This window comes from Mesorhizobium shangrilense (assembly GCF_040537815.1).
Classification (GTDB): Bacteria; Pseudomonadota; Alphaproteobacteria; order Rhizobiales; family Rhizobiaceae; genus Mesorhizobium; species Mesorhizobium shangrilense.
Genome location: NZ_JBEWSZ010000001.1, coordinates 2,533,634 through 2,547,059, shown reverse-complemented (window position 1 = coordinate 2,547,059; position 13,426 = coordinate 2,533,634). Strand labels below are relative to the sequence as shown.

General features: G+C 59.9%; 9 protein-coding genes. 6 read left to right on the top strand and 3 right to left on the bottom strand.

What is annotated here, in order from left to right:
* Positions 1-37 precede the first annotated feature (37 nt).
* Positions 38-1,438: an aminotransferase gene (locus tag ABVQ20_RS12755; RefSeq protein WP_354459854.1), complete on the bottom strand. Its 1,401-nt coding sequence runs from the start codon at positions 1,436-1,438 to the stop codon at positions 38-40.
* Positions 1,438-2,133 carry a TetR family transcriptional regulator C-terminal domain-containing protein gene (locus ABVQ20_RS12750; protein WP_354459853.1) on the bottom strand — a complete coding sequence of 232 codons (696 nt, stop codon included), beginning with the start codon at positions 2,131-2,133 and terminating at the stop codon, positions 1,438-1,440. The genes ABVQ20_RS12755 and ABVQ20_RS12750 overlap by 1 nt, the downstream gene beginning before the upstream one ends.
* A gap of 308 nt (positions 2,134-2,441) precedes the next feature.
* Here ABVQ20_RS12750 and ABVQ20_RS12745 point away from each other — a divergent pair, with 308 nt between their 5' ends.
* The 5 genes from ABVQ20_RS12745 (at position 2,442) to ABVQ20_RS12725 (ending at position 9,147) form a co-directional block, all read left to right on the top strand.
* A complete protein-coding gene (locus ABVQ20_RS12745) occupies positions 2,442-4,040 on the top strand; it encodes an ABC transporter substrate-binding protein (protein WP_354459852.1) in 1,599 nt (532 codons plus the stop codon).
* A 74-nt stretch (positions 4,041-4,114) separates the two neighbouring features.
* On the top strand, positions 4,115-5,098 hold the full coding sequence (locus tag ABVQ20_RS12740) for an ABC transporter permease (protein WP_354459851.1): 984 nt from the start codon (positions 4,115-4,117) through the stop codon (positions 5,096-5,098).
* An 8-nt stretch (positions 5,099-5,106) separates the two neighbouring features.
* Positions 5,107-6,000 (top strand): ABC transporter permease, encoded by an 894-nt coding sequence (locus ABVQ20_RS12735; protein ID WP_354459850.1) that lies wholly within the window; start codon positions 5,107-5,109, stop codon positions 5,998-6,000.
* Positions 6,001-6,061: 61 nt separating this feature from the next.
* A complete protein-coding gene (locus ABVQ20_RS12730; RefSeq protein ID WP_354459849.1) occupies positions 6,062-7,666 on the top strand; it encodes an ABC transporter ATP-binding protein in 1,605 nt (534 codons plus the stop codon).
* 494 nt (positions 7,667-8,160) lie between these two features.
* Complete coding sequence (locus ABVQ20_RS12725; RefSeq protein ID WP_354459848.1) at positions 8,161-9,147, top strand: NAD-dependent epimerase/dehydratase family protein; 987 nt, start codon at positions 8,161-8,163, stop codon at positions 9,145-9,147.
* 1,535 nt (positions 9,148-10,682) lie between these two features.
* Here the strand turns inward: ABVQ20_RS12725 and ABVQ20_RS12720 are convergent.
* Entirely contained in the window at positions 10,683-12,320 is a 1,638-nt protein-coding gene (locus ABVQ20_RS12720; RefSeq protein WP_354459847.1) for an ABC transporter substrate-binding protein, read from the bottom strand.
* Positions 12,321-12,448: 128 nt separating this feature from the next.
* Between ABVQ20_RS12720 and ABVQ20_RS12715 the strand changes: the two genes are divergently transcribed.
* Positions 12,449-13,351: a LysR family transcriptional regulator gene (locus ABVQ20_RS12715; protein ID WP_354459846.1), complete on the top strand. Its 903-nt coding sequence runs from the start codon at positions 12,449-12,451 to the stop codon at positions 13,349-13,351.
* The last annotated feature ends 75 nt before the right edge of the window (positions 13,352-13,426 follow it).

Genomic DNA, 13,426 nt, shown 5'->3' with positions numbered 1-13,426 from the left:
CTCACCGCCGGCAGCTGGCGCGATAGGCTAGCCGCGATCAGAACTTGCCTTCCGCTCGTATTTCCGCCTGCACCCGCACGATGCTTTCGCGCAGGATGGAAACCATCTCGTCGATTTGCGGGCGCGTGATGATGAGCGCGGGTGAAAGCACGCACATGCTGCCGATCGGGCGGACGACCAGGCCGTTTTCGTAGCACTGGCGGTCGATCCTGAGAGCCACTTGTCGGTCAAAATCGGTGGCGGCTTCCGAAGTGGGATCCGTTGCGCATTCAACGCAGCCCAGAAGCCCGACGCCACGAACATCGCCGACCAGGGGCAGCTCGCGCAGCTTGGCCAGCTGTTCCTGGAAGTAGGGCGTAATCTCGCGCACATGGGCGAGGAGATCCTGGTCTTCGATCACCCCTATATTGGCGAGCGCCGCCGCGCAGCTCACGGGATGGCCGCTATAGGTATAGCCGTTCGTGTAGAAGCTGCCTTTCGCGTTTTCGCCGGAGATTTTCGCCAGGACGCTCTCGGAAAGGACGAAACCGCCGAGAGGAACATAGCCGGAGGTCACGCCTTTGGCGAAGGTGATGATGTCCGGCACGATGTCGAAGACCTCCTCCGACGCGAACCAGTGGCCGCAACGTCCGAAGCCGGTGACCACCTCGTCGGAGATATACAGGATGTCGTGCTTGCGGCAGGTCTCGAGGATCCGGCGGTGATATCCCTTGGGCGGTATGATGACGCCGCCCGACGCCAGGATCGGCTCGGCGAGGAAGGCGCCGACATTCTCCGGCTTCAGCGCCGCGATCCGCTCCTCGAATTCGGCGACCAGGAATTCAAGGAATGCCGCCTCGCTCTTGCCCTGCGGATGCCGATAGATGTTGGGGGCTGAAATGAAGGACACAGTGTCGAGCTCGAGGTCGAAATTGGGTCTGTTTCCCGCCCGGCCCGAGCAGGCGGCAGTCAGGTGGGAACTGCCGTGATAGCCGTCTATGCGGCAGATGATCTTCTTCTTGGTGGGGCGGCCCAGTACGTTGTTGTAGAACTGAACGAAGCGAAGCGCCGAATCCACGGCCGAGGATCCACCAGTCGTGAAGAAGACGTGGTTGAGATCGCCGGGGGCGAATGAGGAGATGCGCCGCGCAAGTTCCGCCGCCGGGCCGCTGATCGAGTACCAAGGCGAATTGTAGCAGATGCGAAGTGCCTGAGCGGCGATGGCGTCGGCGATCGGTTTGGAACCATAGCCAACCTGGGTGCACCACATGCCGCCGGGTCCATCGATCAGGGTACGACCGTGGCTGTCACGGACGTGGATGCCATCGGCGGACGTGAACAGAGGGCGGCCGCCGGACGTCCCGAGCTTCGCCAATTCTTCCGCTGGGCTGATCAGATGGCGATGGGCCGCACCTTCCAATTCCGCAACATTCCATTGCGATCCGGTCTCAGTATACATCAAATTTCTCCTGCTATGCTTGATCGCCGAGGCGATCGTCCCGCGCGGCTGTCCGGCGGGGTCAATGCGGTCGTGCTGAAATCCTGTGGGAAGAACGCCGACAGAAATGTCTGGCAAACCTGCCGGTATCGCTTGCGATCCTTTGGTCCGGTTTCGCCGGTCACGTGCCCAAATATCCAGAAGCCGTCGGTGATTGCGTACAGCCCCTGGGAAACGGCCTGCACGTCGGTATCCAGGCCACGCGCGACCGCGAGTTCGGACACCAGATCCACGATTGTCTGAAGTGAGCGACGCTTCAGCTCGCTGCAACGCTTCTTGTAGGCGGGTACGCGAGACGCCTCCGCCCAGAAGGCGATCCAGACGGCGAGGTAGTTGGGCTTGGCCACGTTGGGGGCGAAATCCACCTCCAGCAGCACACGCAACCTCTCCGCGGGGGAAGGGGGCGCGGATGCCATCGCATCCAGCCATATCTTCTCGTAGTTGCTTGCCAGCAGATCGAGCACGGCCAGCAACAGGCGCTCCTTGGTCTTGAAGTGGAAGGCGATGACGCCGTAGCTGCAGCCAGCTTCCTTGGCGATGTCGTGCACGGTTATCCCGGACAAGCCACGGCGCGCAATCACGGTCAGGCCAGCGTCCAGAAGCTGCTTCCGACGCTGCGCGCTGTGATTGGAAATGTCATCATTTTTTTCAGCCATGCGATATGGATATTGGCGTATCTATCTGAGGTCAATTGTGTTTTCAGAATTTTTTTCTGATCACTCGATCATATTCTTATTGACCAATCAAATTCTCGGGCTGATAGTGCGGTGGCCAAGTGGGTTTCGGGAACATCGTTCAGTTTTCGCAAGGTCGCTGGTGGGTGGATGCTCCGGTCGCCTGCTCGCGTGCGGGCAGAGCTGCGCTCGATTGTGACTTGCGTTCCATGGGGAGGGCGGCTTCCCCACTTTCGCCGGCAAGGCTGCATGGCCGCCGACTGGCCCATAAAAAGAAAAGGGGAAAGCATATGACGAACGAACAAGGTTCTCAGTCCGGCGAGGTCTCGAAGGGGTTCGCCACTTCAACGCGTCGCCAGTTCATCGGCTGGGCGGGCTTGCTTGCGCTTGGCGCTTCGCTCTCCCCGTTCGATGCGCGCGCCGCCCAATCCGCACCGCGCCAGGGCGGATCGGTCAAGTTCGCCATCAACGATGGCACGCAGGCGGATTCCTTCGATCCGGCGACATGGCAGAATTCGTATACGCAGGTGATTTTCGGTGGCACGCTTTGTAATGCGCTGACGGAACTCGACGTTACCGGTGCCGCGGCTCCGGACCTGGCGGAAAGCTTTTCGTCCTCCGCCGACCTCAAGGTCTGGACGTTTACACTACGGCCCGGTCTCAAATTCCACGACGGCGCGGCTGTTACCGTCAATGACGTGATCGAATCCTATCGCCATCATATGGGCCCCACGTCGAGTTCCGCCGCGAAGGCGCTCGTCGATTCCATCGTGGACATCAAAGCCGATGGCGACAGAAACGTGGTCTTCACACTGAGCGGAGGCAATGCCGACTTCCCTTACCTCGCCGCCGACTGTCACCTTGTGGTGATGCCGGCGAAGGCCAGTGGCGGAATTGACTGGGCAAGAGGCGTGGCCACCGGGCCTTACTCGATAGAGGACAACCAGCCCGGCATTGGCGTGCGCATGAAGCGCAATCCCGATTATCACAAGCCTGGCCAGCCCTATTTCGACAAGGTCGAATTCGTCAACATCATCGATGTCGCCGCTCGCACAAACGCGCTGCTGACCGGCGAGATCGACTACATGGTCGATGCCGATATCAAGACGCTTAAAATGCTGGAGCAAAATCCGGAGATCGAGATATCGAAAGTCAGCGGGCTGCGCCATTTCACCTTCAGCATGAACACATCGGTGGCTCCGTTCGACAATCCCGACGTTCGCATGGCGCTGAAATATGCGATCGATCGCGACGACATCATCAACAAGGCATTCCTCGGCAATGCGAAGACGGCGAATGACAACCCCGTTGCCCCGCAGATCGCATTCGCCGTCAATCCGCTGCCTGTTCACAGCTACAATATCGAGAAGGCGAAGGAACATCTCACCAAGGCGGGCCTGACCTCGCTCACGGTCGATCTCTCCGTCGCCGAGACGGCATTTCCCAACGCCATCGATGCCGCGCTTCTGTTCAAGGAGCATGCCGCCAAGGCCGGCATTGAGATCAACGTCGTGCGGGAGGCCGACGATGGCTACTGGGACAATGTTTGGCAGCACAAGCCTTTTGTGGGTGTCGACTGGCTGGGCAAGCCAACGTGTGATTCACTGTTCACCACCACCTATGCCAGCGGCGCGCCATGGAATGACACCGCGTGGAAAAACAAGCAGTTCGACGAGCTGCTGGTGAAGGGCCGCGCTGAGCCCGACAAAGCCAAGCGCCAGGAAATCTACGGCGAAATGCAGCAGATCCTGCATGACGACGGCGGCGCGCTTGTGCTTGCTTACGCGCTGTTCATCGATGCCATGTCGAAGAAGATCGCGCACGGACCCATCGGCAATATGCTGCAGTGCGACAATTTCCGAATGGCCGAACGTTGGTGGCTTGCCTAGCCGGAACGCGCCCGTAACCAATCCTTGCCGGCAGCTCGACCAATGCTGCCGGCGCCCTATCGGAAGTTGATCTGTTGCACTCGCCAGCCATTACGCCTCTTGCAAGAACCGTCATTGCGAGACTGGGATCAGGCTTTGTCACCCTTTTCATCGTATCTCTCATAATCTTCGCGGCAATCGCCGTCTTGCCGGGCGATTTTGCCAAGGTCGCCCTCGGGCGTTCCGCAACGCCGGAGACCGTGGCCAATTTCCAGCGATCGCTCGGATTGGACCGGCCGGTGACGGAACGTTACGTCTCCTGGATCGGCGGTGCCCTGAAGGGCGATCTCGGTCTCTCCTTCTCGTCGGGCTCTGGAACGCCGCGTACGGTCAACAGCATCATTGGTCCGCGCCTGAAGAACACGCTGTTCCTGGCGGCTATCGCTGCCTTGGTTTCCGTCCCCGTGGCGCTACTCTTTGGCATCATTGCCGCGATCCGGCGCAACAGCTGGCTCGACAGGTCGCTGAACGCCTTGACCCTTGTGGGCATCTCCTTCCCGGAGTTTTTCGTAGCCTACGTGCTGATGCTTCTGCTGGCCGTCAAACTGCCCATTTTCTACTCGCTGGCACGCATTACCCCTGGCATGGGGGCGATCGAGATTGCTGAGCGTCTGGCCTTGCCGGTAGCCACGCTCTGCTTCGGCATCATTGCTCACATGATGCGCATGACCCGCGCCGCAATCATCAATCTTCTCTCAAGCCCTTACATAGAGATGGCCAAGCTCAAGGGGACGGCGCCCTGGATCATCGTCTTGAGGCATGCGCTTCCCAATGCCTGGGCGCCGATATCCGCGGTGATCGCGTTCAATCTGGCCTATCTCATCGTTGGCGTTGTCGTCGTCGAGGTCGTGTTCGTATATCCGGGCATCGGCCAGGCCATGGTGGACGCGGTGCGGTCGCGCGACATTCCGGTCGTCCAGGGCTGCGCCTTGATCTTCGCCACGGCCTACATCCTGCTCAACCTGCTTGCAGACGTCATCGCCATTGCCACCAACCCGCGCCTGGCGCACCCCCGATGAGGCGCACGATGCATATCGACCACGCCGACGCGCCGTTGCGGCTGATCAAATACCGCAGATCGCGCCTTGCCACGCTTCGCAAGAACCTGAAACGGACGTCGTGGCCTGCAAGGCTCGGTCTCGCCGTGGTGATCCTCTATGCTGTGATGGCGATCTTCGCTCCTGTGCTTGCGCCTTTTGGTGAGGCGGATGTCGTCTCGACCGAACCGTTTGCGCCATGGAGCCTCGTTCACCTGTTCGGCACGGATCAGCTTGGCCGGGACGTATTCAGCCGTTTGATCTACGGTGCCCGCAACTCCGTGGGCATCGCCTTCATCACCACGACAATTGCATTCTTCATCGGTGGCTCGCTTGGGATTCTGTCGGCGATCTCGCATCCATGGCTCGACTACCTGCTCTCCACCCTGGCCGATACGCTGATGGCGATCCCGCAGCTGATCTTCGCGCTCATTCTGCTGGCTCTCTTCGGCTCTTCCATCCCCAGCATCGTGCTGATCATCGCCGTCCTCAGCGCGACCCAGATCTTTCGGTTGTCGCGATCGTTGGCACGCAACATCGCGGTCATGGAGTTCATCGAGGCCGCACATCTGCGCGGGGAAAAGGCGCGCTGGATTGTCGCGAGGGAAATCCTGCCGAACATCCTGCCGACACTGCTTGCCGAGTTTGGTCTGCGTTTCTGTTTCGTGTTCCTTACAATTTCGGCGCTATCGTTCCTTGGCCTTGGCATCCAGCCGCCTTCTGCGGACTGGGGCACCATGGTGCGCGAAAGCGCGACATTCATCAGCTATGGCAACATCACGCCGCTGCTGCCTGCCATGGCAATCGCGCTGCTGACCGTCAGCATCAACTTCGTCATCGACTGGTTCCTCGATATCGCCAGCGGGCTGCGCGATGATCAGTAAGCCTCACGACACCGCAGCGCGCCATACAGGCGAAGTCCTGCTCGACATTCGTGACCTCGTCGTGGAAGTCGACAATTCCGGAGCCTGGCAGCCGATCGTCAAGGGGATAAGCATGTCGCTGCGGCGCGGCGAAGTGCTGGGCCTCATCGGGGAATCGGGCGCGGGCAAATCGACACTCGGGCTCGCGGCCCTTGGCTTCACCCGGCCGGGCTGCCGTATCGCCAAAGGCAGTGTCAGCTTCAACGGCATCGATCTGCTGCGGGAAAGCGAGGGAGCCCGGCGGCAAATCCGCGGCACACGCATCGCCTATGTCGCACAAAGTGCCGCGACGTCATTCAACCCGGCACACCGCATTATCGATCAGACGATCGAGTGCGCCATGAGGCTGGGTGGATTGACCCGGCAGGAAGCCATCGCGCAGGCGAAGGCGCTCTACGCCGAAATGCAACTTCCGAATCCAAATGAGATCGGCGAGCGGTATCCCCATCAGGTATCCGGCGGTCAGTTGCAACGCGCCATGACCGCGATGGCCATGATCTGCAAGCCCGACCTCATCGTCTTCGATGAGCCGACGACCGCGCTCGACGTGACGACGCAGGTCGAAGTGCTGGCCTCAGTCCGCAGGATCGTGACCGACCATCACACTGCCGCCCTGTACATCACCCACGATCTGGCCGTCGTGGCCCAACTGGCCCATCGGATAATGGTGCTGCGACATGGGGAACTGGTTGAAGAGGCAGCGACCGAGCGGATGCTGAATCATCCGCAGGAGGCTTATACCCGCTCGCTGTGGACCGTGCGGAATCTCGAGAAGCCGGAGGAAGCCCCGACCCAGCCCATTTTGAACGTCAGCCATGTCGATGCCCATTATGGGGACTTCAAAGTCCTGGAGGACATCTGCCTGGATTTGCCGCGGGGACGCACACTCGCTGTCGTCGGCGAGTCCGGCTCTGGAAAGTCGACGCTTGCCCGGGTCATTGCCGGCCTGCTGCCGGCGACATCGGGCACCATTAGCCTGAACGGCACCGCGCTTGCTTCTTCGTTGAAGCAGCGCGCTGCCGGCCAGCTTCGCGGCATACAGATGATCTATCAGTCGGCGGACGCGGCACTCAATCCCCGTCATACGGTGATGGATCTCGTCGGCCGACCGGTAACCCTGCACACAGGGTTGAAAGGGCAGGCCTGCGCCAGGCGCGTCGTCGAATTACTCGAAATGGTCGAGCTCTCGGAACACCATATCACAAGCTTCCCGTCCGAGCTCTCCGGCGGTCAGAAGCAACGGGTGTCGATAGCACGGGCAATCGCGACCGATCCGGAGGTCTTTATCTGCGACGAGATCACATCCGGTCTCGATCAACTGGTCCAGGAGCAGATTCTCAAGCTCATGCTCAATCTCCAGAAGGAGTTGGACAAGACCTACATGTTCATCACCCATGACATCGCGACGGTGAATGCTATCGCCGACAATGTCGTGGTGATGCAGCGCGGCAGGATCGTGCAGCAAGGTCCCAAACATGAGTTGCTGTCCTCGCCGACACATCCCTACACCAGGGCCCTGCTGGCCGCGGTTCCGCAGATGGATCCGCATTGGCTTGATGGCATCCTGAACGATTCCACGGCCAGCCTCCGTCGCCAGGAAGCGCTTCGAAGCCAATCCGGGCTATGACGTTTTTATGTCAAGATGGCGTTATGCCGGGCGGTGATGAATGGACCTAGCTAGTCTAGAAGGGATCCGAATTAGTCGGGGAGGGCCGGGAGGAGTTCGACAAGGCTTAAAGAGTTCAAAAAATGACGTTGACCAAATCGTTCTCATTGCTCGTGTGAGCTTTGTGCGGGGGCGCGACGCGCATTCACCAACTCATGCGCCAGCGTAGCAACGAGTTCGGCCGCTGGCAGCGCACACGAAAGCGGTGCACCCTGGCCAGCCCAATGTGCACCGAACCCGTGTTCTTCCTTCGCTTTGGCCGCTGCGTGCAGCGCCTTTCCGGCGTCATAGGCGATCGGGTAGTCGGGTGGCGGACGGTCAAGGCTCCAACGCGTAGGCAGATCGTCACGCCGATTGAACCGTCCCAACGACGATGGTACGTGACTCACTCCGCCTGAGCGCGGGCTGTCAGAAATGTGTTCGGCGCACGCATTGCGCCTACCCGAGGGGTCCTCTTGCCAATCTTGGTCACAGGTGCAGCTGGCTTTATCGGGAGCCATGTCTGTCTAAGGCTTATAGAGCGGGGTGACGAAGTTATCGGCGTCGACAACCTAAACGACTATTACGACCCGATGCTGAAGAAAGCCCGGCTGGCACGCCTAGTTGGGAAACGGGAATTTGCGTTTCGGGAGTTGGATATAGCCGACCCGATGGCGCTAGCGGAGAGCGTAAGCGGACAGACGATAAAAAAGGTCGTTCATTTGGCGGCTCAGGCTGGTGTGCGCCATTCCCTGGAAAATCCGCGAGCCTATATCCGCGCAAACATCAATGGTCACCTTGAAATCCTAGAGTTTTGCCGAGCCTGTCCAGGCTTTGAGCATCTGGTCTATGCGTCATCAAGCTCCGTCTATGGCGGCAACCGCAAAGTGCCGTTCAGCGAGGCCGACCCGGTCGATCATCCGGTATCGCTCTACGCTGCTACGAAAAAGTCGGATGAATTGATGAGCCATGCCTACGCTCATCTCTTTGGCGTGGCGCAGACCGGGTTGCGGTTTTTCACGGTGTATGGCCCTTGGGGCCGCCCAGATATGGCTTATTGGATATTCACCCAGGCCATGCTCGAGGATAAGCCGATCCGGGTTTTCAACAATGGCGATATGTGGCGCGATTTCACCTACATAGATGACGTCGTGGATGCAGTCGTTGCCATGCTCGATAAGGCGCCCTCTGCCGAAGCTCCGCCGCACCGGATCTACAATGTCGGCAATAACCGACCGGCTCGGCTTGGCGATTTCATTGATACTTTGGAAAAGCTTCTGGAGGTGAAGGCGGACCGCCAGTTTGAGCCGATGCAGGCTGGCGATGTCACGCGGACCTATGCCGACATGACATTACTGGAGCGAGACTTCGGCTTCAGACCGCGAACCTCTCTGGAGGTTGGGCTGGGAAAATTCGTCGATTGGTACCGGTCCGAATGGACCACGAGATCAGTAGCATTGTGATCGGGCTTAGTGCCTGGTGGTCGGATTCCGCGCGTTCTCTCATGGTCGAGATGTTGAAGGGCTGTATGTCAGCTGACAACGCGCATTTGTGGCGGCCAACATTCCATATAGACGTAGTGACATGTTCCGTTCAGCCGTTGATTATGGGCGTGAATGCTGTTTGCCCGACGACCAGATGATATAGATCGAGCCTAGTTTCAATACTGGCACTCGGCGGTCACGCTCTCGATCACGCAATTCGCGATAGGTCTTCACCTTGAGCGTGCCGCCTGGCAATCTGATCCGCAAAGCCATATTAGCCACCTCGAACGGTGGCAGTTTGGGAGCGTTCCCTTGCGGAAGAGTCAATTCAAATTTTTCTGATCGTTATCTCGACGCTTGGATGGACTGTCGGAAACAGTGCTTGGCCACCAAATAACGAAGTAATTGCCGACTTGCCAGACCGGGACTTCTCGCTTTTGTTCGCGGCGCCTTAGGTCCTCGCGCTTCTTGATCTTCAGCGTGCCGCCGGGGAGTCTTATCTTGATCGTCATAAAATGCCTGTGCGCAAATTGCATGCCGACGATCACGGGCGTCGGCGCTCAAAGCTTCATTCTCAAAATTGTTGGTGCGAATAATTGCGAATAATATTGAGGAGTTGGTCGAGCTTCGCCACGGTTGAGTAGCCGCAGCAAAAAAACTGGTCGCAATCTGAATTCGATCAGTCAACAGAAAAGCATCGGGGGACTTCTTTGGCTGCTGCCAATCTGTGGAAAACCGAGGTTGATTTGACGCTGGCCGTCCTTAGCTCGCACGCCAGAAAATCCACTTTGCGAAGATTGCAGCTATGAGACCGCATGCGATGCCGACACAATCGGCAACCCAATCGAACACATCAGGAATGACGTAAATGGCGGCCATCAGCCGCCCGCCTCCCGTCCGGGCATTGCGAGGGCCAGCGTCACCTCATCAGAGGCTAATGAAACGCCGGTCAGGGGGCCCGAACTCCTTGAGGCGCGGCAACAGCAAAAGCACCAGCGCAAGAAAGCGTGACGACAAAGGCCATCCTTTCGAGGACTGAATATAATCGCATTCCGTTCCAATTCTCTCGCCTCGCTCTAATTGGCGGGATCGTATCGTTCGCTCGCACCACAGGCTCTGGAAATCAACGGCGGCCTCAGGGTACCGCCTATGACACAGGAGCCAGATTTCCCGATTTTCGGGAAGGTCGTTACCGCTCAAACCGGGTTCTGCGAAGCGTCGGCGCGGATATGCTTCAAATCGAACCTGGAGCTTGCGACAATGACGAACGCGGAATGTGAGACACCTCAGGTCAGGGGTGCTCTGGAAGCACCGATGTTGCTGATTGCGGATGATGTGGACCGCTCACGGCGGGGCGAGTGCGGGCGGCTGTGTTCTCTTTGCCCCTTCCTGGCGGCCGGCTGTTCGAAAGCCTCTGTCGATGTGCAAGCTTTCGGGCAGCTTTCACGTTGAACAGGGATAGAAAAGGCGGCGCTCCGGAGTGCGCCGCCTTCAATCGTGACTGCCTTGTGAAATCAGGCGGCGAGCCAGGCCTTTGTGAAGTCCTGCTCGTAGGCCTGATGCATCTGATAGCCGATGAGGCCGGGCTTCATATGGCAGAACAGCTTTCGCCAGTATGGCTGGATGATGATACCGGAGTCCTGCAGCATCACCTGCAATTCCTTCATCAGCACGCGACGCTGGTCGGCGTCCGCGATGGCATTGGCCTTCTGCACCTTGGCATCGAACTCCGGATCGGCGAACCCGGTCTCGTTCCACGCCGAGCCGCTCTGATAGGCAAGAGCATAGGTCTGGATGCCGAGCGGGCGTGCATTCCAGTTGGTCGTTGCGAATGGGTATTTCGTCCAGTCGTTCCAGAATGCCGACTCAGGGATCACCGTGCGCTTCACCTTGAAGCCGGCATCGCGCATTTGCTGGGCAACGACATCCGAGCTTTCCTTGCGGTAGTCGGCTTCCACCGAAATCAGGTCGAACTCGAAGTCCAGCTGGCCGGCTTCCTCGAGCAGCGCCCTGGCCCTGGCCGGGTCGCGCTTGATGGGCGGCAAGTCGGCATGCTCTGGGTGCATGGGGCCGACATGGTCGTTCTGCGCGACGATACCCATGCCGTTGGCGCCAAGCTGCAGGACCGCCTCATTGTCGACAGCGAGCTGGATGGCATTGCGCACGCGCTTGTCGTCATAGGGCTTGGCGTTGACATTGCAGCGCGACACGACGGTCGCGGCGGTGACGATCTCCGACTTCTTCAGTCCCAATTTGTCGAGCATCGCGACATCGTAGGACTGGGTCTGGCCGTTCAGGTCGATCTCCCCGGATTCGAAGGCGGAGACGGTGGCGGCCGAATCCGTGCCGTAGTCGATCCAGTCGATACCGTCGAGCAACACATCGCCACCCCACCAGGAACCGTCGGGCCGCTTGCGCACCGAGGCGGCGACGCCGACATCGAGCTTCTTGAGTTCGAACGGACCGGTGCTGACGGGGTTGGCCGACAAGGCTGCCTCTCTTGGGTTGAACGCGTGGTGAACGATCAACGCCGGATAGTCGGTCATCGCCGGGATGATGGTGATGTCAGGCCGCGACAGCTTCAGCACCACGGTGTGGTCATCGCGTATCGCGATCGCGCCCGTACGTGCTACCTTCGTCTCGGTGTCGATCAGCGACGTCATGCGCCCGGCCATCGAATTGCCGGGAGCCTCCTTTTCGCACCAGCGCGTGATGTTGAAGGCGACGTCCTTTGCCGTGAGATCGTCGCCGTTCGACCACTTCACGCCTGGCCGCACCTTGAGCACATATTCGGTGGCGTCGTCATTGATCTCCCAGCTTTCGAGCAGCATCGGCTGGAAGGTGAAATCGGGCTTCCAGCGCACCAGGGGCTCCAGGAACTGCATGGCAATGTTGCCCATCTGCGAGACCTTGAAGATGCGCGGATCCTCAAGCTCCAGAACCTGCATGGCGACGCGCACAATGCCGCCTTTCCTGGGTTGGGCAGCCTCTTCGGCGCGGGCCGGAACCGGCTGGCCGATCAGTCCGTAGGCAACGGCCGTGCTGGCGCCGAAGGCGCTGGCGAGCGCCAGGAACTCGCGGCGGTCGAGCGCGCCATTCTTCGCGCTTCGCGCCAGAGCGTCGATAGCGGGATGAAGAGGTTTGGATGTCATGTCGTTTCTCCCATTGTTGATTTTACGTCCAAATTCGGTGGAATGCCCTTGCCGCATCGTCGCTCGGCACTGTCTTCTGTCGAAAGTCGCAAGCGGCGGAGCAGGTGTGACGGCAAGGGGGAGCCAGGATGAATCTTTTGACGGCGATGCGGGTATTCGACCGGGTCTGTCTGCTGGGCAGCCTGTCCGCCGCGGCGCGCGATCTCAACATGTCGACGACGGCGGTCAGCCGGATGATCAGGGAGCTCGAGGACGATCTCGGCGTTCGGCTGATCAACCGCACCACCCGTCGCCTGAGCCTCACCGAGGCAGGGCGCGACTATGCCCCTCGGGCCCGCAGCGTGCTGGACGATATTTCCGAATTGCAGGACTCGACGCGCGGCCTGCACAAGGAGACGCGCGGCCTGATCCGTGTTTCCTGCTCCAATGTTCTCGGTCATACGCGCATCACCAAGCTGGTGCCGAAATTCCTTGACGAGAACCCGCTGACGACCATCGAATTCGACCTCACGGCACGCTACGTCGTCGGCATCGTCGAGGAGGGCTATGACGTCGCCATCCGTTTTGGGGGCCAGGCGGACTCCGCGCTGATCGCGCGGCGGCTCGGCGAAGTCCGCAACTATGTCTGCGCCACGCCCGAATACTGGGATCGCCATGGCCGGCCGGCCCATCCCGATGATCTGGCGGATCATTCCTGCGTGCTCAGCAACTTCGCCAAGCGTCTCGGCACATGGCCGTTCGTGGGGCCGGACGGCGTCGCGTTCGATGCGGCCGTGAGCGGGCGCATCTCGACCAACAGCGTCGAGGCCGCCTACCAGATGACGATCGCAGGCTTTGGCATCGGCAATCTGCCGAGCCTGCTGGTTGACGCCGCGATCAGCGGCGGCCGGCTGGAGGTGCAACTCGACGAGTTTCGTCCCGGCTCCAGCCCGATCTATGCGCTCTATCCGCATCGCACCTATATCGCCGCCAAGGTGCGCGCTTTCGTCGATTTCCTGGTCCGCGAATTGTCGGCGGACTTCACGGCCTGAGAGCCTACCCTGTTGGCCGACGCCGGGAGGGGCCCGGCGCGAACGCCAGGCCCCTCGTGCCCCCAACGGCAATTT